The 20,166-nt window shown below is 73.1% G+C and carries 23 protein-coding genes and 1 pseudogene; 10 read left to right on the top strand and 14 right to left on the bottom strand.

Features of this window, described 5'->3' with window-relative positions; all coding sequences use genetic code 11:
- Nucleotides 1–34: 34 nt before the first annotated feature.
- Nucleotides 35–2,368: an ATP-binding cassette domain-containing protein gene (locus BJY28_RS05700; RefSeq protein ID WP_179462142.1), complete on the bottom strand. Its 2,334-nt coding sequence runs from the start codon at nt 2,366–2,368 to the stop codon at nt 35–37.
- Between the two features lie 186 nt (nt 2,369–2,554).
- Here BJY28_RS05700 and BJY28_RS05695 point away from each other — a divergent pair, with 186 nt between their 5' ends.
- A complete protein-coding gene (locus tag BJY28_RS05695) occupies nt 2,555–2,776 on the top strand; it encodes a hypothetical protein (RefSeq protein ID WP_179462141.1) in 222 nt (73 codons plus the stop codon).
- Between the two features lie 79 nt (nt 2,777–2,855).
- Here the strand turns inward: BJY28_RS05695 and BJY28_RS05690 are convergent, their stop codons facing one another.
- From BJY28_RS05690 to BJY28_RS05675, 4 genes are all read right to left on the bottom strand, one after another.
- Nucleotides 2,856–3,686 carry a serine hydrolase gene (locus tag BJY28_RS05690; RefSeq protein ID WP_179462140.1) on the bottom strand — a complete coding sequence of 277 codons (831 nt, stop codon included), beginning with the start codon at nt 3,684–3,686 and terminating at the stop codon, nt 2,856–2,858.
- Nucleotides 3,687–3,688: 2 nt separating this feature from the next.
- Nucleotides 3,689–4,294: a response regulator transcription factor gene (locus BJY28_RS05685; RefSeq protein WP_179462139.1), complete on the bottom strand. Its 606-nt coding sequence runs from the start codon at nt 4,292–4,294 to the stop codon at nt 3,689–3,691.
- Nucleotides 4,291–5,382 carry a histidine kinase gene (locus tag BJY28_RS16775; protein WP_179462138.1) on the bottom strand — a complete coding sequence of 364 codons (1,092 nt, stop codon included), beginning with the start codon at nt 5,380–5,382 and terminating at the stop codon, nt 4,291–4,293. Before BJY28_RS16775 ends, BJY28_RS05685 begins: the two co-directional genes overlap by 4 nt.
- A 64-nt stretch (nt 5,383–5,446) precedes the next feature.
- On the bottom strand, nt 5,447–5,698 hold the full coding sequence (locus BJY28_RS05675; RefSeq protein ID WP_179462137.1) for a hypothetical protein: 252 nt from the start codon (nt 5,696–5,698) through the stop codon (nt 5,447–5,449).
- A 193-nt stretch (nt 5,699–5,891) separates the two neighbouring features.
- Here BJY28_RS05675 and BJY28_RS05670 point away from each other — a divergent pair, with 193 nt between their 5' ends.
- Genes BJY28_RS05670 through BJY28_RS05635 form a run of 8 tightly spaced genes read left to right on the top strand, consistent with a single transcriptional unit; the run spans nt 5,892 to nt 12,463 of the window.
- The gene (locus BJY28_RS05670; protein WP_179462136.1) at nt 5,892–6,824 is read left to right on the top strand and encodes an ABC transporter ATP-binding protein; all 933 of its coding nucleotides are present in this window, start codon (nt 5,892–5,894) and stop codon (nt 6,822–6,824) included.
- Nucleotides 6,825–6,869: 45 nt separating this feature from the next.
- A complete protein-coding gene (locus BJY28_RS05665) occupies nt 6,870–7,577 on the top strand; it encodes an ABC transporter permease (protein WP_179462135.1) in 708 nt (235 codons plus the stop codon).
- 24 nt (nt 7,578–7,601) lie between these two features.
- Complete coding sequence (locus tag BJY28_RS05660) at nt 7,602–8,441, top strand: hypothetical protein (protein WP_179462134.1); 840 nt, start codon at nt 7,602–7,604, stop codon at nt 8,439–8,441.
- Entirely contained in the window at nt 8,438–9,328 is an 891-nt protein-coding gene (locus BJY28_RS05655) for an alpha/beta fold hydrolase (protein WP_179462133.1), read from the top strand. The genes BJY28_RS05660 and BJY28_RS05655 overlap by 4 nt, the downstream gene beginning before the upstream one ends.
- A 45-nt stretch (nt 9,329–9,373) precedes the next feature.
- A complete protein-coding gene (locus BJY28_RS05650; protein ID WP_179462132.1) occupies nt 9,374–9,943 on the top strand; it encodes a hypothetical protein in 570 nt (189 codons plus the stop codon).
- The gene (locus BJY28_RS05645) at nt 9,940–10,704 is read left to right on the top strand and encodes a class I SAM-dependent methyltransferase (RefSeq protein WP_179462131.1); all 765 of its coding nucleotides are present in this window, start codon (nt 9,940–9,942) and stop codon (nt 10,702–10,704) included. Before BJY28_RS05650 ends, BJY28_RS05645 begins: the two co-directional genes overlap by 4 nt.
- A complete protein-coding gene (locus tag BJY28_RS05640) occupies nt 10,701–10,994 on the top strand; it encodes a response regulator transcription factor (RefSeq protein ID WP_179462130.1) in 294 nt (97 codons plus the stop codon). Before BJY28_RS05645 ends, BJY28_RS05640 begins: the two co-directional genes overlap by 4 nt.
- Nucleotides 10,991–12,463 (top strand): phytoene desaturase family protein, encoded by a 1,473-nt coding sequence (locus BJY28_RS05635; protein ID WP_179462129.1) that lies wholly within the window; start codon nt 10,991–10,993, stop codon nt 12,461–12,463. The genes BJY28_RS05640 and BJY28_RS05635 overlap by 4 nt, the downstream gene beginning before the upstream one ends.
- Before the next feature lie 53 nt (nt 12,464–12,516).
- On the opposite strand, the pseudogene BJY28_RS05630 reads toward BJY28_RS05635, so the two are convergent.
- From BJY28_RS05630 to BJY28_RS16140, 3 genes and pseudogenes are all read right to left on the bottom strand, one after another.
- Nucleotides 12,517–12,837, bottom strand: a pseudogene (locus BJY28_RS05630) (P-loop NTPase family protein); the annotation flags it as partial.
- Nucleotides 12,838–12,883: 46 nt separating this feature from the next.
- The gene (locus tag BJY28_RS16145) at nt 12,884–13,294 is read right to left on the bottom strand and encodes a PIN domain-containing protein (protein ID WP_179462128.1); all 411 of its coding nucleotides are present in this window, start codon (nt 13,292–13,294) and stop codon (nt 12,884–12,886) included.
- The gene (locus tag BJY28_RS16140) at nt 13,291–13,575 is read right to left on the bottom strand and encodes an antitoxin (RefSeq protein WP_179462127.1); all 285 of its coding nucleotides are present in this window, start codon (nt 13,573–13,575) and stop codon (nt 13,291–13,293) included. The genes BJY28_RS16145 and BJY28_RS16140 overlap by 4 nt, the downstream gene beginning before the upstream one ends.
- 77 nt (nt 13,576–13,652) lie before the next feature.
- On the opposite strand from BJY28_RS16140, the gene BJY28_RS05615 reads away from it, so the two are divergent.
- Entirely contained in the window at nt 13,653–14,363 is a 711-nt protein-coding gene (locus tag BJY28_RS05615) for a M50 family metallopeptidase (RefSeq protein WP_179462126.1), read from the top strand.
- A 60-nt stretch (nt 14,364–14,423) separates the two neighbouring features.
- Here BJY28_RS05615 and BJY28_RS05610 read toward each other — a convergent pair whose 3' ends face one another.
- The 6 genes from BJY28_RS05610 to BJY28_RS05585 all read right to left on the bottom strand — a co-directional run bounded on the left by BJY28_RS05610 (nt 14,424) and on the right by BJY28_RS05585 (nt 20,072).
- Nucleotides 14,424–15,089 carry a DUF389 domain-containing protein gene (locus BJY28_RS05610; RefSeq protein ID WP_179462125.1) on the bottom strand — a complete coding sequence of 222 codons (666 nt, stop codon included), beginning with the start codon at nt 15,087–15,089 and terminating at the stop codon, nt 14,424–14,426.
- Nucleotides 15,090–15,623: a DUF389 domain-containing protein gene (locus BJY28_RS05605; protein WP_179462124.1), complete on the bottom strand. Its 534-nt coding sequence runs from the start codon at nt 15,621–15,623 to the stop codon at nt 15,090–15,092.
- A gap of 192 nt (nt 15,624–15,815) precedes the next feature.
- Nucleotides 15,816–16,112 (bottom strand): hypothetical protein, encoded by a 297-nt coding sequence (locus BJY28_RS05600; protein ID WP_179462123.1) that lies wholly within the window; start codon nt 16,110–16,112, stop codon nt 15,816–15,818.
- A 208-nt stretch (nt 16,113–16,320) separates the two neighbouring features.
- Nucleotides 16,321–18,606 (bottom strand): DUF4185 domain-containing protein, encoded by a 2,286-nt coding sequence (locus BJY28_RS16770; protein WP_179462122.1) that lies wholly within the window; start codon nt 18,604–18,606, stop codon nt 16,321–16,323.
- Entirely contained in the window at nt 18,603–19,403 is an 801-nt protein-coding gene (locus tag BJY28_RS05590; RefSeq protein ID WP_179462121.1) for a maleylpyruvate isomerase family mycothiol-dependent enzyme, read from the bottom strand. Before BJY28_RS05590 ends, BJY28_RS16770 begins: the two co-directional genes overlap by 4 nt.
- A 78-nt stretch (nt 19,404–19,481) precedes the next feature.
- Complete coding sequence (locus tag BJY28_RS05585) at nt 19,482–20,072, bottom strand: TetR/AcrR family transcriptional regulator (RefSeq protein WP_179462120.1); 591 nt, start codon at nt 20,070–20,072, stop codon at nt 19,482–19,484.
- Between the last annotated feature and the right edge of the window lie 94 nt (nt 20,073–20,166).

Raw genomic sequence — 20,166 nt, 5'->3', positions numbered from 1 at the left:
CCGCGCCTCTCAGCGCTGAGGCGCCACCTCGAGGTCAGCCGGCCGCGCCCACCCAGGCCCGCAGGTGCTCGGCGGTCAGCGTCTGCGCGCCGTCGATCATCTCCTGCGGGGTGCCGGTGAAGACCACCCGCCCACCGTCGTGCCCGGCCCCGGGCCCGATGTCGATGAGCCGGTCGGCCTGCGCGATGACCGCGAGGTTGTGCTCGATGACGATCACCGAGTGCCCCTCCTCGACGAGGCCGTGCAGCATCGCCAGCAGCTGCTCGGTGTCGGCCAGGTGCAGCCCCGACGTCGGTTCGTCGAGCACGATCGTGCGGGCCTCGCCGCCGAGCTGGGCCGCCAGCTTGAGCCGCTGCCGCTCGCCGCCGGAGAGCGTGGTCAGCGGCTGCCCGACGGTGAGGTAGCCCAGGCCGACGTCGAGCAGCCGGGTCAGGATCTTCTTCGGCTTGCCGGTGGTGAAGACCTCGGCTGCCCCGGCGATGGACAGGTCGAGCACCTCGTCGATCGCCAGCCCGTGCAGCCGGTACTCCAGCACCTCGGGCTTGAAGCGGCGCCCGCCGCACTCCTCGCAGGTCACGACGACCCCGGCCATCATCGCCAGATCGGTGTAGATCACCCCGTGCCCGCCGCAGCCCTCGCAGGCACCCTCGGAGTTGGCGCTGAAGAGCGCGGGCTTGACCCCGTTCGCCTTGGCGAAGGCGGTGCGGATCGGCTCCAGCAGACCGGAGTAGGTGGCCGGGTTGGAGCGCCGCGACCCCTTGATCGCCGACTGGTCGACGACGAGCACGTCCTCGCGGCCGGCCAGCGACCCGTGGATGAGCGAGGACTTGCCCGAGCCGGCGACCCCGGTGACGACGGTGAGCACCCCGGTGGGCACGTCGACGTCGACGTCCTGGAGGTTGTGCGTGCTGGCTCCCCTGATCTCCAGCGCCCCGGTGGGCTCGCGCAGCTGCTCGCGCAGCCCGATCCGGTGGTCCAGGTAGCGGCCGGTGATGGTGCCGGAGGCGCGCAGCCCGTCGACGTCACCCTCGAAGCCGATCCGACCGCCGTCCCGCCCTGCCCCCGGGCCGAGGTCGACGATGTGGTCGGCGATCTCCATGACCTCCGGCTTGTGCTCGACGACGAGCACGGTGTTGCCCTTGTCCCGCAGCTGCAGCAGCAGGTCGTTCATCCGGGAGATGTCGTGCGGGTGCAGCCCGACGGTGGGCTCGTCGAAGACGTAGGTGATGTCGGTCAGCGCCGAGCCGAGGTGGCTGATCATCTTCACCCGCTGCGCCTCGCCGCCGGAGAGGGTGCCGGCCGGCCGGTCCAGGGAGAGGTAGCCCAGACCGATGTCGACGAAGGCGGCGAGCATGTGCCGCAGCCGCGCCAGCAGCGGTGCCACCGACGGCTCGTCGAGCCCCTGGACCCAGTCGAGCAGGTCGCTGACCTGCAGCGCGGTCACCTCGGGCAGGGTGCGCCCGTCGACCGTCGCGGTGCGGGCGGCCTCGTTGAGGCGGGTGCCGCCGCACTCCGGGCAGGCGGTGACCGTCGCCGCCCGCTCCGCGAAGGCGATGACGTGCGCCTGCTTGGACTCGGTCTCCCGGTCGATGAAGCTGCGGCGCACCCGACCCATGAGACCGAGGTAGGTGTAGTTGATCCCGGCGAACTTCACCTTCGTCTCGTCCTGGTGCATGAACCAGTGCCACTCGTCGTCGGTGTAGTCCTTCAGCGGCTTGTCCGGGTCCAGCGGGTCGGCCTCGGCGTAGGAGCGCCACTGCCAGCTGCCCACCTTCAGGCCCGGGACGAGGATGGCGCCCTCGTTGAGCGAGAGCTCCCGGTCGACGAGGGCGTCGATGTCGACGGTGGCCACCGTGCCCTTGCCCTCGCACTCCGGGCACATCCCGCCGATGATCTCGAAGGTGGCCTTCTCCGCCTTCCCCCCGTTCGTCTTGAGCATCCCGCTGCCGGTCGCCGAGGCGGCGTTGAAGGAGAATGCCTTGGCCGACCCGACGTAGGGGGTCGAGCAGCGCGACCACAGCAGCCGCAGCATGGCCAGCGCATCGGTGGTCGTGCCGACGGTGGAGCGGGCGTTGGCGCCGAGGCGCTCCTGGTCGACGATGATCGCGGCGGTGATGTTCGCCAGCTCGTCGACGTCCGGCCGGGGCATCGCCGGCATGAAGGACTGGACGAAGGCGGAGTAGGTCTCGTTGATGAGGCGCTGCGACTCGGCCGCGATCGCCCCGAAGACGAGGCTCGACTTGCCCGAGCCGGAGACCCCGGTGACCACGGTCAGCCGCCGCTTGGGGATGTCGACGTCGAGGTCCTTGAGGTTGTTGACCCGGGCGCCCCGGACCGTGATCGTGTCGTGCCCGTCCGCGATGCTCATGGGCAGATCCAAGCACGAGCTGCGGACAGCAGCGGACGCCTCACCACGAGGCGGGGCTCAGCTCCACAGTTGTAGGGAGGCAACTCGCCACTTCTAGGGATTCACGCGGCTGACGGGACTCCGTAGGTTCGTTGTCACGGAGAGAGGGACACCCGGTTCCGCCTCGGCACGACGAAGGAGAACGACATGAACACCGCACACCTCGACGCTCTCGACCTGTCGACCAAGGGTGGCTTCCACGCCGACGAGGCCCCCGCGCTGGCCACGATCGTCACCACCACAGCGACGACGTGCATCACCTCCGCCTTCGGGTACTCCCACGACGAGGCGGTCGAGGAGCAGCTCGAGGTCGACGAGGGAGCCTCCGTCGCCGAGATGATCGCGGCGCGCGAGGCCGCCGTCGGCTGACATCGCAGATCCTCAGGGCCGCCCCGGCACGCCGGGGCGGCCCTGCTGCGTGCCGCGCCGGTCGGGCAGCTCCTCTCGGTCAGCCCGCGGCGGTCACCGTCGTGGCCATGCGGGCAACCCGCGCGGCGTGCCCAGGACGCTGCACCAGGCTGTGCACCGCGACAGCGTCCCCGGTGGCCCGGTGCACGAGGACGCACGCGTCGGTGTCGCGCGTCCGTCCGGTGACGAGGGCGCTGCCGTCGCCGAGGGTCTGCCATCCGGACCCTAGGGCCCACGGCACACCCTCGACACCCGCCCGCTCGCCGAGGAGGGCGAGATCCTCCAGACCCGACCAGAGGCCGCCCGCGGACCGGTAGCGGGTCGCCGCCAACCGCCAGGGCCGACGCTGGCCGGGACCGACCCCGCGCAGGAGGATCCGTTCGTCGCCAGGGGCCAGCGTGAGGGAAGACAGGCCGTAGGGGGTCGCCACGTGATCCTGCACCGCGCCCCACCACCCGTTCGGGCAGCATCGGTCGAGGATCTCGCCGACGAAGGCGTAGCCGAGGTTCGAGTACCGGTACCGACCCACCTCGGTCGGCTCCTGCAGCCCGGCGAGCCGGCGGAGGTCGAGATCGTCCACGCCCCGGGTCGGGTCGCGCCACGGTCGCGCCGGCCGGTGGAGGCTGGGCAGCCCCGCGGTGTGCCGGAGGAGGTCGTGGACCCGCACGCCGGGCAACGGCACGTCGAGCAGGTCGCCGACGGCGTCATCCTCGGCCAGCAGGCCCTCGGCGACGCATCCCGCGACGGCGCGCGCGGTCGCGGCCTTCGTGATCGAGCCCCACTCGGCGTGATCGCCCTCCGGATAGCCCCTGCCGCGGACGATCCGGGTGCCCCCCTGCTCACGCCAGACCACCGCGGTCCGGGCAGGCACCCTCATATCCAGCCGCGTTCCTCGGCGATCCGGGCGGCCTCGTGCCGGTTGGCCGCGGCCAGCTTGCCGATCGCCTCGGACAGGTAGTTCCGCACGGTGCTGGGTGCGAGGTGCAGACGCTGCCCGATCTCGCGGACCGGTGAACCGTCCCGGGCGGCCTGCAGCACCTCGAGCTCACGATCGGTCAGAGGATTCGCGTCGTTAACCGCGCGGGCGGCCACCGACGAGTCGATGTACGGCGACCCACCAGCCACGGTGCGCAGAACCTCCGCGATGTGGCCGGCGTCGGCGTCCTTGCTGAGGAAGCCGCGCACCCCGGCGGCGAGCGCCTCCCGCAGCAGGCCCGGGCGAGCGTGGCGGGTGAGCAGGACCACCCCGGTCTCCGGTCGCGCGGCGAGGACCTGCCGGGACAGCTCGATACCGTCCATACCGGGCATCGTGATGTCGCTGAGCAGGATGTCGGGTCGGTGCCCCTCGACCAGGGCGACCACCTCCGTCGGGTCACCGACATCGGCGACGACCTCGATGTCGTCCTCCCACTCGAGCACTCGTCGCAGAGCACCCCTCAGGACGTTCTCGTCGTCCACGAGCACGATCCGCAGGCTCATCCGTCTCCTCCGCGATGCGCGTCCAGCACGAACCAGCCATCCTCGTGCTCCACCTCGAGGGTCCACCCCTCGCTCTCGATCTGTCTCCCGAGCTCAGCCAACCCGCGGGGCCCGCGCGGCTGCTGACGGACGCCGTCGTTAGACAGGCGGAGGCGGGTCGGCGACACCGTGATGAGCACACGGTCGGGGTCTGCGTGGCGCACGATGTTGGCCGTCGCCTCGCGAAGGATGCGGGACACGACGGCTCGAGACTCCTCCGGGACCAGGCCCTCCCGACGGAGGTCGACCTCCGTCCCCTTCGCCTCCAGCAGCTGGCGGGCGTTGACCAGCTCTCCCTCGAGGCTGAGGCCGGTGTCCTGCGACAGGATCCTCCGGGTCTCCTGGGGGACGGTGCTCACCAGCTCTCTCGCCGCCCGGATCTCCTGCTCGGCGAGTCGGCGGTCGCGCTCGATGGCCTTGAGGGCGAGGTCCAGGCGCAGGCCGATGGCGACGAGGGTCTGCCCCTGGATGTCGTGCAGGTCGCGCGCCAGGCGGTGGCGCTCCTCCAAGGACGCGGAGTACCCGGCGAGCTCTCGGGCCCGCTCGACCTCGAGCACCGCGGCCCAGGCGTATCTGTTGGCGATGATGACGCCGGCCATCACCACGCTGGCTCCGGTGCCCCGCACCCAGGTCGACAGCTCGTCCGGGTCCAGCCCGTCGAGGGCCAGCAGCCCGAGGCCGGGGAGGTGCACCGCCGCCAGCAGCAGGGCGGCGGTCTGCCAGGGACGCTCGCGATGGCAGGCGACGGCGCCGATGACCAGGGCGAGCGGCACCGGTGTGAAGGTCCCCCAGTGCAGCAGCCAGCCCGCAAGAGCGACGACCGATGCCACGACGAGGCACACGACGACCACGGGGCGGGGCATCGGCCGCTCCCAGTGCCGGGTCGCCCAGAAGGCCGCGGCGCCAGCCGGAAGCACGGCGACGGCCGCGACGGCGTCCGGCTGGAAGGCGATGGCCGCGACGGTGCAGATGATCGACGTGACAGCCAGGGTGACGGTGGTCGCGGCGCGCAGGTTCTCGACACCCTTCGGATGGGCCCTGCGACGCACGCGGTACCGCCCTTCCCCTCTCGCCGACCACGCGGCCGACGTCGTCGTCACCACGGCGCCGTGATCAGGACCGTCGCTGCTGGCTCCGCTCCGACCACGCTGCGCCGACGGCAGCTGCGCAGACAAGCAGGATCGTGCCAGACATCAGGAGGACACCGCCCCCCGAGGCGCGCTCGGGGATCCACGAGGTGAGATCGGTGAGCCAGCTCGGGAAGTTCTCCGCCTGAGAGAGCGGGAGGTACTCGGCCAGCAGCATGAGGAAGAGGACGCCCCCGACGGTCAGCAGGGCGTAGCAGAGGATCCGGACGGCCTTCATCGTGCTCTCCTTCGATCGGGTCACCCTGCGCCGTGCTGCGCGGGTGAGCGGTGGTTGAGACGACGTCCATCGTCTGGCGACAGCCCCGCGCACGGACAGAGCGATCCGTCCCTGGCTCACAGGACATCTGTCCTGCGAGCCAGGGACTCTTGGCTCTGACGTCCCGGTCGGCCGCCGGGGGAGTGTGGTCGACATGGCAACCTCATCGATCACCGAGCACGGCGAGCACCGGCTCGCCATCGACGTCCAGGGTCTGACGTGCCGCTACGACGACTTCGTCGCCGTCGACGGCCTCGACCTCACCGTCCGCGAGGGGGAGCTCTTCGCTCTCCTCGGGACCAACGGAGCGGGCAAGACGACCGCCCTCGAGACGATCCAGGGCCTGCGCCAGCCCGACGGAGGAGCCGTCATGGTCCTCGGGCTCGACATCGCGGCAGACCGGGCGGCCGCAATGAGCCGCTGCGGGGTGATGCTCCAGGAGACGGGCTACGCCGATGAGCTGACGGTGCGAGAGACCGTCGGCCTGCTGGGTGCGCTCTCCGGTCGCGACGACGACCCCGACCGCCTGCTCGACCTCGCCGGGCTCGTCGGTCGGCGGGACGTACGGGTCGGCCAGCTGTCGGGCGGCGAGCGCCGGCGGCTCGACTTCGCCGTCGCCGCCTACGGATCACCGAAGCTGCTCTTCCTCGACGAGCCGACGACGGCGCTCGACCCCGCCGCGCGGGGGGCCCTGTGGGCCGGGGTGCAGCTGATGCGGGACGCGGGCACCACCATCGTCCTGACCACCCACTACCTCGAGGAGGCCGAGCGGTACGCCGACCGGGTCGCCGTGATGAGTCAGGGTCGGATCGTCCAGCAGGGCACGGTCGCCGAGGTGCTGGGGCGGCGCCCCTCCCGGATCACGTTCCGCGCAGATCCCTCGACGGTGCTGCCCGTCGCTGCAGTCGCGGAGCCCGACGGCAGCGTGGAGATCGACACCTTCGACCCCCAGACGGACCTGCTCGCGCTGCTCACCTGGGCCTCGCGCACCAGGACCCCGCTCGAGCAGCTCGAGGTGTCGGGGGCTCGCCTGGAGGAGATCTTCCTCGACACCGAGCGGGCCGGCGCACCGACGGCCGCCGTCTGACCAGCACCCACCGCCATCGACCAACGAGCACGAAGGAGAAGGACCATGTGGAACCTCGTCCGAGCCGAGATCGTCCAGCTGTGGCGACACCGGATCGTCGCCCTCAGCGCGGTCGCCGCGCCCCTGATCTTCGCGGGCGTCCTCCTCGCCACCCGCGACCAGTACGACTCCGCCGGGAGCGTGGCAGCCATGCAGGTCGCGGTGATGGCCAGCCTGGGGGTCTACGTCACCGCGACCACGGCGCTCGCCGCCCGGCGCCAGCACCTCTTCCTCAAGCGGCTGCGGACCACCCCGCTCAGCCCGTCGGCGATCGTCGCCGGGATGGTGCTGCCCTCGGTGCTGCTCAGCCTCATCCAGACGGGGATCGTCCTCGCCGTGCTGGCCGCGGTGGGGTCGGCGCCGGGGAACCTCGGTGTCGTCGTGGCCGGAGTCGTCGCCCTGAACCTCATCCTCGGGCTGCTGGCCGTGGCCACGTCAGGCGTGACCTCGTCCCCCGACCACGCCCAGGTCACCACGCTGCCGATCTTCCTCCTCGTCGTCGGGGGCGCGATCTGGGTCGCCATCACGGGGACCACCGACCAGGCAGGACTCAAGCGCCTGACGCCAGGGGGGTCCATCAGCGAGCTCGTCATGCAGGGATGGGCAGGGGCCCCGGTCGGTGACGTCGCCCCGCTGGTCGGACCGATCGTCGCCTGGGTCCTCGTCGGCGCAGTGCTGGCCCGGTCCACCTTCCGCTGGGAGCCCCGGTCCTGAGCGGCCGGTCGAGAGGAGATCATCATGTTGTCGCTGCTGAGCCCCGGCGCCAGTCGGGACACGACCCAGACCATGCGCCTCATCGACGGGATCACCGCCGTCACCGTCGGGATCGGGGCGCTGGAGGAGATCACCCGCCACCACGAGGTCGGTGAGGACTCGCTGCACTCGTGGACCATCCGACGCACGGCGTGGAACCGCCGCTTCACCCGGCTGATGCGTCCCGTCCTCGCCCTCAGCTCGCAGCGGTGGGACCGGGCCAACGCCGCCGTCCGACTGGCGGCCGCCGCCATCCACCTCGCTGGTCCACGCGACAGCCGTCTCCGCCTGGCCGCCTCGGCCGCGACGGCGAGCGCCTTCTGGATCAAGAGCTTCCGCCAGTCCTACGGCTCTGACGGGTCGGACCAGGTCGTCTTCCTGACCTCGGCCTGCACGACCCTGGCGCGGCTGCCTGGGCTGCCCGCCGTCGAGCGGGAGCGCGCCCTCGACTTCATCGGTGCGCAGTCCCTCATGTCATACACGGTGGCCGGCGCCGCCAAGACCATCTCCCCGCAGTGGCGCGACGGGTCAGCGCTACCGGGCATCATGCGCACCCAGACCTACGGGGACGCCTGGCTCTACCGGATACTCAAGGACCGCCCCTGGCTGTGCCGAGCCATGTGCTGGACCGTCATCGCCGTCGAGACCGGGGCACCGTTGATGCTCCTCGCTCCGCCACCGGTCCGCCGCGGCTACCTCGCCGTCCTCGGCGGCTTCCATGTCGCCAACGCCAGGCACATGGGCCTCAACCGGTTCCTCTGGGCCTTCGTCGGGACGTACCCGGCGGTGGACCGGCTGGGTCGACGTCCGGCGGTCCAGCGATGACCGTGCTGCGCCGCGTCGTCCAGCGACTCGTCGACGCCCGCCCGATGGACCCCCCGCCGGCGTCGATGTCCCGTGCCCACCTGGACCACCACGACGTCGCCTACCGGTTGTGCGCGGCCGGGCCGGAGGCACCGGTCGCCCTCCTCGAGTCCGGTCTCGGCGCACCGGCGGTGTCCTGGTCGCACGTCCAGGAGAGCCTGCAGCGGGCGGGCGTGACGAGCATCGCGCACGACCGCCCGGGGATCGGCTGGACCGCACCGATGCCGCACCACCTCCCTCCGTCGGCGCACGAGCACGGTCGGCAGGTCGCCTCGCTGCTCAATGAGCTCGCGCCGGAGGCGCGGGTCTGGCTCGTCGGCCACTCGGTCGGTGCCCTGCTCATGCGGTTCTTCGCCGCGACGCACCCTCGGCGGGTCGCCGGGCTCGTGCTCGTCGACCCCACGGATCCGGATCAGATGCGCAGCGCGGGCCAGCGAGACGCCACCGCCGCAGCCCGGCACCAGGTCACCGGCGCGCTCGCCCGGGCACTCGTGCCCGGGCGCACCAGCGGTGACGGCGGCAACGACCGCGCCGCCCTCTCCCGGGCGGGCGGCGATCCCGGGACGCTGCTCACGACGCTGGCTGAGATGGCCCGATGGGAGGCGGGCTGGGGAGCCGACGCCCGCGCGGCGAAGCTGCCGGACGTCCCGCTGCTCGTCGTCTCAGCCTCCAGCACCCGCCGCGACCCGCTCATGGCGCAGATGCACGACCAGATGGCGGCACTGACCCCGAGGGGCCGGTCGCTCGTCATCGAGGGCGAGCACATGTCGCTCCTGCTCGACCCTGAGGTCGCCACGACCACCGCCGACGCCATCGCCGACGCCGTCCACGCGGACGGGACCCGCTGAGTCTCGCGACCGACGACCGACGACCGACGACCGAGAGGACCACTCATGAACGCACACCTGACCCGCGCCACCGCCCTCGGCATCAACGCCACGCTCGCCGGATGGGGCCTGCTCACCGTCGCCCAGCAGCTCGGACGGGGGCGGCGCCTCACGACGACCCTCGACCCGACCGGGATCACCATCCCCGACTGGCGCTTCTTCGCGCCGACGCCGGCCACGCACGAGTATCGGCTCCTCGTGCGCACTCAGGGCCCCGATGAGCAGCTCACGACCTGGCGCGACCTCATGATCACCCAGGACCGACGCTGGCAGCACATGCTCTGGGCTCCCCACCGACGGATGGAGAAGAGCCTCTTCGACACGACCGCGGCGCTGATGGCGACCTCACGGAGCCACGAGGGCGAGACCTCCTGGAGCTTCGTCCGGTCAAGCCCCGCCTACCTCGCCCTGCTCAACCGCGTCACCCACCGCGTCGAGCATCCCGACCGAGCCACCCACGTGCAGTTCCTCGTGGCCCAGGCCGCCACGCACGAGCCAGAGCTGCTGCCGACCCCGGTCCTCACCTCAGACCTGCACGCGCTGCGACCGCGCACCGCGGGACAGGCGCGCCGATGAGCACGGGGGGACAGCAGGGGCACCCCTATCCGGAGCGGATCCTCGACGACTACGACCGCATCTACGCCGGCCTCGGCGACGTCGACGGCGTGATCGGCCTGGTCGGCGAGCTCACCGGTGGACCAGCCCGTGTCCTCGACGTCGGCACGGGCACGGGCAGGTTGGCGCTCGCCCTGGCGGGGGTCGGGCACCAGGTCACGGCGCTCGACACCTCCGCACCCATGCTGACGCGGCTGGCGGAGCGAGCCGGGGACCTGCCGGTGACGGTGCTCGAGGCGGACTTCCGCAACTTCACAGTGGGGACGCCCTTCGACGCGATCACGCTGTCGATGAACACCTTCTTCATGGCTCACTCGCACGACGACAAGATCCGTCTGCTGGATCGGCTCCGCCAGCACCTGGAGCCCGGCGGTCACGTCGTCCTCGACTGCACGGACCCAGCCACCTTCCTCGCCGACGCCAGCCCGCACACCTACGCCCTCCCCCTGGGGCCCGACTCCTTCGTCACGGTCACCAACATCGTCGACCGTCCGGCGCAGCGCCTCACCGTCTGCTACCAGATCAGCGACGTAGACGGCGTACGGACCTTCCCCGAGGTGTCGGTGTGGTCGACCCCGGCCGAGCTCGACCTGCTGGCCAGGTGCAGCGGACTGCGGACGGTGGCTCGCTACGGAGGCTACGAGCGCGAGGAGTACACCGAGCACAGCCGCCAGGTGATCACGGTCCTCGCCGCCAGCGACGCCGTCGAGGTGGCCCGATGAGCGGCACGACCGTGCGACTGACCGAGCGCGAGCGCGAGGTGCTGCGCATCATGGCCGGGGGTGCCACGGACGCCGAGATCGCCCACAGCTGCGGCATCGCCGTCGCCACCGTGCACACCCACGTCAACGCTCTCCGGCGGAAGCTCCGCGCGCCCAACCGGACCACCGCCGTCGTGCACGGTCTCGTCCTCGGTCTCATCGCGCTCGACCAGCTGCCGCTGACCTGCCCCTTCACCCAGCCGGCCGTCGCCGCGCGCTGGCACTCCCGCCTCTCGCAGGCCACCGGATGACCACCGCCACCGTGGTCGGGAGCGGCCCGAACGGCCTCGCCGCCGCGATCACCCTCGCCGACGCGGGGGTACGTGTCCGGGTGATCGAAGCCGCGGACCGCCCCGGCGGGGGCCTGAAGAGCAGCGAGCTCACGTTGCCCGGACTGCTCCACGACGAGTGTGCAGCCTTCCACCCCCTGGTGCCGTGGTCCCCCTTCGTCCGCGAGGCAAGGCTCGCCGAGCTCGGCCTCCGGTGGTCCAGCGCGCCTGTCGAGCTCGCTCACCCGCTCGGCGACGGCCGAGGGGGCGCCCTGCATCGCTCGGTGGCCGGCACGGCCACGAGGCTGGGCGAGGACGGTCACCGGTGGGAGCGCACGTTCGGCCACCTGGTCGAGGACTTCGACCATGTGGTCGAGGACATCCTGCGACCGGTCCTGCACCTGCCCGCGCACCCGCTGGGCCTGGCCCGCTTCGGCGCCCTGGCTGCGCTGCCCGCCCGAGCGGTGACCAGCGCGCTCCGCTCACCCTCGGCCCGAGCCTTGTTCGCCGGGGTGGCGGCTCATGCCCTGCGCCCGCTGGGCGGGCCTGCCTCGGCGTCCGTCGGTGTCGCCCTCACCACGGCAGCGCACGCAGGCGGCTGGCCGGTCATCGAGGGAGGATCGGGCGCGCTGCTCGACATGCTGCTGCGCCGGGCGGCCGACCTCGGTGTCGAGCTCGAGACGGGCCGTCGCGTCCACGACCTCGACGAGGTCGAGACCGACCTGGTCATGCTCGACACGACACCCGCGACGGCGGCCGACATCATCGGCGACGCCCTCCCGGCGGGCACAGCACGGGCCTATCGGCGTTTCCAGCACGCGCCGGGCGTGGCCAAGCTGGATCTCGCGGTCGAGCGAGGGATCCCGTGGCTGCAGGCCGACGCGCGGCGAGCCGGCACCGTCCACGTCGGCGGCGACGAGCGCGAGGTCGCGGCCGCACTCCGTGACGTGACGAGGGGCCGCCTTCCCGCACGCCCCTTCGTGCTCGTCGGTCAGCAGTATCTCGCCGACCCGGGCCGGTCGAGGGGGGACGTCCACCCGGTCTACGCGTACTGCCACGTCCCCTCCGGGTATCCGGGGGACCCCACCGACCTGATCCTCGACCGGATCGAGGAGGCGGCGCCCGGGACCCGCGAACGGGTGCTGGCGACCCGCACCCGCACGACGGCCGAGGCGCAGCTCGCCAACGCCAACCTGGTGGGCGGTGACGTCATCGGAGGAGCCAGCACGACCCGGCAGCTGGTCGGGCGACCCCGCTGGTCTCTCGACCCCTACGCCACCGGCGCACCCGGCGTCTTCCTGTGCTCGGCGTCAACGCCTCCGGGGGCGGGTGCTCACGGCATGTGCGGATACCTGGCGGCGAGGTCGGCCGTCGACGCCCTCGCGACGGGAACCGGACAGCGCTCCCGAGGGACTCAGGGCCGGTCGACCCGGAGGAATCGGGGCCGGTAGAGCAGCGCGAGCATGTGCCGCAGCCAGCAGGGGCGCCACCGACGGCTCGTCGAGCGGTCGACGATGACCGCATCGGTGATGTTCGCCAGCTCGTCGACGTCCGGCCGGGGCATCGCCGGCATGAAGGACTGGACGAAGGCGGAGTAGGTCTCGTTGATGAGGCGCTGCGACTCCGCCGCGATCGCCCCGAAGACGAGGCTCGACTTGCCCGAGCCGGAGACCCCGGTGACCACGGTCAGCCGCCGCTTGGGCAGGTCGATGTCGATGTCCTGGAGGTTGTTCACCCGGGCGCCGCGCACCCGGATCGTCTCGTGCTGGTCGACATCGTGCTGGTCGACATCGTGGCTCGCGGTGCCGGACGGGGCGCTGGTCATGAGGCTGATCCAAGCACGTACCGGTGACGGCCGAGAACGCCCGAGCTCAGGGCACCCGGCCGGGGTCGACACGCTCCAGCGACGGGATCCCCTCGAAGTCGGCATCGGTCGACACGATGCCGGTGAAGCCGGCCGACAGTGCGGTGGCGGCATGCACGGCGTCCCGGCCCCGCAGACCGTGCTGCGCCACCAGCCCGATGGAGGCCTCCAGCACCTGCTCGTCGAAGGGATGCCAGACGACGAGCCGCCGCAGCAGCCGGGTCTCTCCGACAGCAGCCCGGGCCGAGACCCGACGCATCCGGTGAAAGAGGAACTCCTGGCCGGCCTCGACGCTGGCGTGCAGCGTGTGCCGGCCCTGGGAGGCGGCGGCGACGACCTGACGGCACGGCTCCCGCGACGGGTGGTCGCCGCCCACGGCCAGCAGCAGCACCGACGAGTCGACGAAGAGGGCGCTCACCTCGGACCCCGATCCACCAGGTCGGCGTCGTACGCGGACTTCAGCTCCGCCGGCCCCTCCCCCGGCGACCGACCGGACCGTGCCTCGCTCACCGCCGCCAGCGCGAGCAGCTCGGCCCCGGCGCGGGCACGCTCGGCGGAGGAGTCGGCGGCGAAGCGCAGGTCGATCGCCTCGCGGATGACCGCGGCGACGCTGCGCCCGCTGCGCTCGGCCTCCGTGCGGACCTGCTCGTAGCGCTCCGCGTCGAGGAGCAGCTGCAGCCGCTTCTCCATCACTGACACACATGCACATTAACATGTGTATGTTCATACGATGTGTAGCTACCGACGTCACAGGTTCCCCGGCTACGGTGCCGGGCGTGGACTGGCTGGAGGCGATCACCGAGCGGGTGCGACCGGCGGCGCAGGCACCGGAGCTGGCCGCGCCGGCCCTGGTCGCCGCCCTCGTCGTCGCCGCGGTCGCGGTGACCTGGCGGCCGGCCTGGGCCGCGCTGCGGCTGGCCGTCACCCTCGTCCACGAGCTCGGTCACGCCGCGGTCGGTGTCGCGGTGGGGCGGCGCTTCACCGGCTTCGTGCTGCGCTCGGACATGTCCGGTCACGCCGTGACCGTGGGCCGGCCCCGCGGCCCGGGGATGGTCGCGATGACCTGGGCCGGGTACCCGGCGCCGGCGCTGCTCGGCAGCGCACTGGTCTGGCTGGGCGCGCACGGCTGGTCGGCCCCGACCCTGGCGGTCGGCCTGCTCGCGCTCCTCGCGGCGCTCCCCTTCGTCCGCTCCGGGCTCACCGCCGCGGTGGTGCTCGGCACCGGTGCCGCGGTGGGGTGGCTGTGGTGGGCGGGCACCGCGGTGCTGCAGCAGCAGGCGCTGGTCGCGGTCGGGGTGGTGCTGCTCGTCGGCGCCTGGCGGCACCTGGGCGCGGTGGCCGCCCGCCCCACGCCCGCCAGCGACCCGGGGACGCTCGCCCGGCTCACCCGGGTACCCACGGGGCTGTGGGTGCTCTCGATGGCCCTGGTGTGCGGGCTGGCGACCTGGGCGGCGGTCGCCGAGCTGGTGCCGGTGGTGCGGGCCTGAGGCTCACCCCGGCGATTCGCCCCAGCGACACCCAAGCGGCTCAGCGCCTTCCGAGCGACCTCACTCCTGCGTCGAGTACTGCTCCTCGACCATGAGCCGCAGCTCCACGTCGACGTCCTGGCCGGCCTGCTCGGCGACGAGACGTTGCAGCCGGTCGGCCGATGGCGGGGTGCCGGCCGGGCCGGCGATGACCACGGACAGCCCCTCCCCGTCGACGTCGACGGCCACGAGCCGGTGGTCGCCACCGGCCAGCCACTCCTGGGCCACCTCACGCGCCTCACCGGTGCGATAGCGGTTCTGAGCGAGCTGGGCGCCGTTGAGCAGCAGTCCGCCGACGACCAGGCAGGCCAGCGTGACGAGCGCGGCGATCCACGTGCGCAGCCGACGCTGGCTCTCGTTGACCCGCCGCAGCGGCACCGCGCCGCTGAGCACGAAGGCCAGCCCGCCCATCCCGAGGATGGCGATGAGGTTGGTCAGCCACAGCAGCAGCGCCCCCGAGCCCACGAGCCACTCGCCCTGGGACCAGGCGAGCCCGGTCACCGTCAGCGGCGGGACCAGCGCGAGCGCGATGGCCACCCCCGGCAGCGAGTCGGAGATGGAGTGTCTGGAGAGGATGTAGCCGCCCGCCGCGCCGGCCAGGACCGCCGTCATGAGGTCGACGACCGTCGGTGAGGTGCGGCTGGTGATCTGGGAGTTCGCCGTGACGTCGAGCGGCACCGGGCTCATCTAGCCGAGCAGCACGCCCGCACCGATCGCCAGAAGCACGCCGAGCAGCGCGACCAGCGTGGCGTAGCCCAGACGGACGGGCCAGCCGACGACGAGGCTCAGGGCCATCGCCATGAGCGGCGTCATCAGCGGCGCGATGAGCATGGCACCGACGACCACCGCGGTGGAGTCGGCGATGACCCCCATCGAGGAGATCCCGGCGGCGAGCACCATGAGGATGGCGTAGCGCCACAGCTGACCGGCCTGCCAGGGCGGCCCGAAGAGCAGCTTGTCCGCGAGCTCGTCGACGAGCCCCTCGTCGGGGTCGTAGCGGCTGCCCAGCCAGGAGAGGAAGAGGCGCCAGACCTGGCCGCGCTTGACCGCGCCGTGGTCCGGTCGAGAGAGAGCAGCACGCCGGCGACGCTGACGACGAGGAGCCCGGCGGCACCGATGGCGAGCGTCCCGGAGAGCAGCTGATCGGGGAAGGCGGCCAGCAGCAGCCCCAGCGCCGCCACGGCCCCGCCGCGGCCGAGCTCCCAGGACCGGTCGCGCCACTCCCGGTGCACCAGCCCACGGGCCAGCAGCCAGAGCCCGACGACCAGCACGACGAGGCCGAGCACCCGGCCGAGGTCGGTCGGGCGCTCGGTCACGCCGCGACCAGCGCGGCGCCCACGACGACGAGACTGACCAGGACCACCGGTCGGCTGCGGCCACCGACACTCTGGCGCAGGCTGCCGACCAGCAGGATCAGCGCGCCGACGACGAGCGCCAGGCCGAGCAGGCGGCCGAGGACGACGGTGCTGCGGTCCGGCCACAGCAGGATGAGCAGGCGAAGACGGCGTCGGCCAGGTGGAAGAGGACCGTGGGCTCGCGCAGCCGGCCCACGTCGACCCGCTCGCGCCACGGGATGCTCTCGGGTGCGTCCGGCTCGTCGAGGTTCTCGAGCTCGTCCAGGTTCTCGAGCTCGTCGAGGTCGGCTGCGGCGGCTGAACCGGCAGTGGCGCTGCGGTCGTCGGCGGGCTCGGTGGTGGGACCCTCGTTCATCCGCTCCCCCTGCGGGCCTGTGCGGTGACACCGGCGGCGCTCTCCCGCTCCGTGTCAACCCAGCATGGCCCAGGCGCGCCATTCTGTGGAGGTGAAGCACGTCGGTGGAGGTGAACCCACGCGCCCCACCGCGTCCAGGCACCTCCACCCACGCAGATACCTCCACCCGTGCGCGACAGCAGGGGGCCTCGCGCCGCTGCGGGCTCCCTCAGGGCAGGTCCACCCGCAGGAAGCGGGGCCGGTAGAGCAGCGGGTCGTCGATGACCTCGTCGAGGTCGTCGGTGTTCTGGCTGTACGAGACGACGACGGTGCCCTCGACCGGCAGCACGTCCGGGTGGGCCAGCGGCATGTACCGCAGCTGGCCGGTCTCGGCGTCGGTCGGCGCGACCGCCTCGCCGGAGGACCACGGGCCGGTGGGCGCGTCCGCGGTCCAGATCGTCACGTCCGAGCCGAGCAGGTCGTTGCGCTTGCTCACCGCGTACCAGCGCCCGTCACGGGTGAAGACCGACAGCGTCTGGCTCACCCCGTCCTGCGCCGGGATCATCTCCTGCGCGGCGTCCTCGCTCGACCCCCAGGACGACCCGTCCCAGTAGCGCCAGGCGGAGCGGTCCAGCACGTCGTCGGGACGCACCCGGGCGACCCGCAGCGAGTAGCCCCAGGCTTCGTCGGTACCGGGGTTCGCGGTGCCGTAGAGGTAGACCCAGCCGCCGCCGTCACCGGGCACGTAGGTAGTCGCCGCGCCCCACATCGGGTGCTCCCGACCGGCCTGGTCCGGGCCGATGTCCTGCTGGTCGATGAGCTGCGGGGTGCCCCCTTCGGGCACGAGGAAGACCGCCACCGACGGGCCGAGGTTCTCGAAGTCGAAGGCCTCCGACCCCGTCGACCGCACCCGTTGCGCGGTGACGTAGACGAGGTCGTAGCCCTCCCGCGGCACCGCGTAGGTGGACATCGGCCAGTAGCCGACCGGCCGGTCGTCACCCTGCTGCGCCGGGCGAAGGGGGATGATCGCCCCCTCGTCGGGGGGCAGCACCGAGCGGATGCACCCGTCGTCGACGAGCAGCATGGAGTTACGGGCGGTGCGGGCGCCGGCCGACGCGTCCCGCAGGGTGTCGCCGAACATCCACAGCATCCGCCCGTCCTGCAGCGCCACGCTCGCGCCGACGTCGCCGCCGCGGAAGTACTCCCCGCCGCGCAGCTCGGCGATCCGGTTGAGGTCGCCGACCCCCTCGACCGGGCCGGTGGAGACGCACTCGGTGGTGGTCACCCGGGCGTCCGCCTCGGCGGGGGCGGCCTCGGCCGGCTCCGGCGTGAGCAGGATCGCGGCGAGCATCGCGAGCGTCAGCGGGGAGACGAGGGCGAGCACGCCGAGCCGCCAGGGCCGCGCGTGGCCGCCGGCGTCACCGGTCCGAGCGGGTGCCGGGGGCCGCGCCGCACCGTCCTCGGCGGTGCTCCCGGCGACCTCGTCGGCGCGGTCCTCGGCGGTGCCGGGGGCCGGTGCCCCCGCGCGCCGACGCAGCCGGCGCGCCAGCGGAGGAACCAGCAGGGCGGTGACCAGCCAGGCGCCGAGCACGAGCACCGCGTCCCCGGCCAGGGTGCCGCGCAGCCCCGCGCCGACGACGGCGTCCAGGCCGGCGACCGGCATGGTCAGCGGAGCGAGGGTGGCCCACGGCTGGTCGAGCAGGTGCGGGTCGGTGCGGGCCAGCAGCGGCAGGGCCGTGGCGAACCACAGCGCCGCAGCCACGCCGAGCCCGACCCAGCCGAGCAGCTCGTCCAGGGCGACGGTGATCGCCGCCGCGGTGAGCGCGACCAGCCCGACGGCGAGCGCGGCCTGCACCCGGCCGCCGGCGTCGGCGGGCACGAGCAGCCCACCGAGGATCAGCCCGAGCGCCGCCGAGGCCGCGAGCAGCACCCCCAGCCGGCGCAGCCCGGAGCGGGCGTCCGGCGCCACCGGGCCGCGGCGCAGGGCGGCGACGACGACGAGCAGGAAGCCGCCGACGCTCGCCAGCACCGTCGCCAGCCGTACCCGGTCCAGCTGCGCGGCCCCGTCCGCAGGCCCGGTCCGGGTCACCGCGACGGTCCGCCCGTAGCTGGCCTCGACCCGCTCGGCGTGCGCCTGCAGGGCGTCGTTCAGCTCCGGGGCCGAGCGGGTGTCGAGCAGCAGCTCGTCCTCGGTGCCGCTCGGGTCGACGATGAGCACCGCGCTGGTGCTGCCCTCGGCGAGATCGGCGCGGGCACCCTCGGCCTGCTCGCTGCCGCGCGCCTGCAGCGGCGCACCGTCGAGCTGGTTCAGCCGGCCGGCCAGCGGCTCGGACATCACCGCCGGCGCGACGACGGTGACCGGGGCGTCGTGCAGCCTCGCCTCGTCCGCCGGGCGCAGCACGACGACGGCCCACACGATCTCGATGACGACGACCAGCCCGACGAGCAGCCACACCCGCGGCCCGGGCGGCCGGTGACCGGTGCGGCCCGTCGACGAGCTGGTCGGACCCGTCACGGCATGACATTGAGCTGACCGAGCACCTGCTGGGCGAGCGCGGCGTCGCCGGTGATCGTCACCGCAGCCCCGGCCGGGTCCTCACGGCCCGAGCCGAGGACGAGCCAGGTGACGTCGTCCATCGCCAGGTGCACGGTGGGCTCGGTCGGCGGGTCGACCGGAGCCGCGCGCCCGTCGTCGCCGACCTGGGCGGCCAGCGTGCGGCCCTGCGGCCCGGTGATCTCGGCGACGACGCTGGTCCCGGGCGGCAGCCGGCGCAGCGCGAAGGGGAAGGCCCCGGTGAGCATCCGGGCGACGTGCGTGGCACCGGTCTCGTCGGTCCGCACGGTGCGGCCGGTGGCCCGGCGCAGGTCGGTGGCGTGCACCCACAGGTCGACCGGCCGGTTGCGCAGCCACGTCCTCAGGTCCCAGCCGAGGCCACCGACGAGCCCCGGGGCCGGTGCGGAGAGGTCGCTGGTGTCCAGGTCGGCGAGCACCTCGCGGCGGGTGCTGCAGGCCTGCTCGAGCTCGGCCCGCAGCTCCTCGCCGCTGGCGTCGCGGCGAGCGTCGACCCCGGCCTGGGTGAGCGAGGTCGGCATCGCACCGGTGGCCTCGACCTGGTCGGCGCCGCCCCCGTCGGGCTGCGGCATCCCGGCGGCCTCGGACTCCAGGTGCGCCAGGTGGGCGACGACGTCGCGGACGTCCCACCCGGGCAGCGCGGTCGGCAGCTGCCACTCCTCGCCGTCGAGCTCGCGCACCACGGCGAGGGTGTCCTGGGCGACGTCGTCCCAGAGCTGCAGCGGGTCAGGTCGGCTCATGCTCGCCACCCTAGGGCGCGCGGCGCGCGACCACCCGTGATGGGGCTCACCCGAGGGGCCGGATCACGGTGGCGCGGGTCAGGCCGGCGCACCCACGAGGGCAGCGTCGAGCAGCGCCGCCGCCGTCGCCTCGCCGTCGTCGATGGCCTCGCGCCAGGGGTCGCGCAGCATGAGCACGATCGTCCCGCCGTAGGCGATGACCAGCCGGCGGGCCAGCGCATCGGCCTCCGGGCCGGGGCCGAGCAGCGCGGCGCACAGCTCCTCGTGACGCTCGCTGAGCAGCCGCCGCTCGTCGGCGAGCACCTCCGCCAGCTCCGGCCCAGGGTCGGTGATCCCGGCGGTCGTCCCGGTGAAGGCGCACCACCGCTCGGTGAGGAAGACCCCCTGGTAGCGGCGCAGCGCGGGGTAGACCGCGAGCAGCCGCCCACGCGCCCCCTCGCCGGCGTCGATCGCCTCGTCCCAGGTGCGGGTCCAGATCTCCAGGCGGCGCCGCAGCGCGGCGGCGATGAGCCCCTGCTTGCTGCCGAAGTGGGTGTAGAGGCTCGGCGGCGACGCCTCGGCCTCGCGGAGGATGACGTCGACCGGGGTCGCGTAGGCGCCGTCGACGAAGAGCAGGTTGTCGGCGGCGTCGAGCAGACGCTCGCGCACGGGGACGGGCCGGCGGGGCATGACAAGAAATATAACGTCCGTTATGCTCACCGTCGAGAGATGCAGGACACGTCCGCCCGACCGACCCTTCCCCGGCGCCACGACGGGCCACGCA

Source organism: Janibacter alkaliphilus (assembly GCF_013408565.1).
In the GTDB taxonomy this organism is placed as follows: Bacteria; Actinomycetota; Actinomycetes; order Actinomycetales; family Dermatophilaceae; genus Janibacter; species Janibacter alkaliphilus.
Note: the sequence above shows the minus strand (reverse complement) of the source record. Positions and strands in the feature narration are given on the sequence as shown.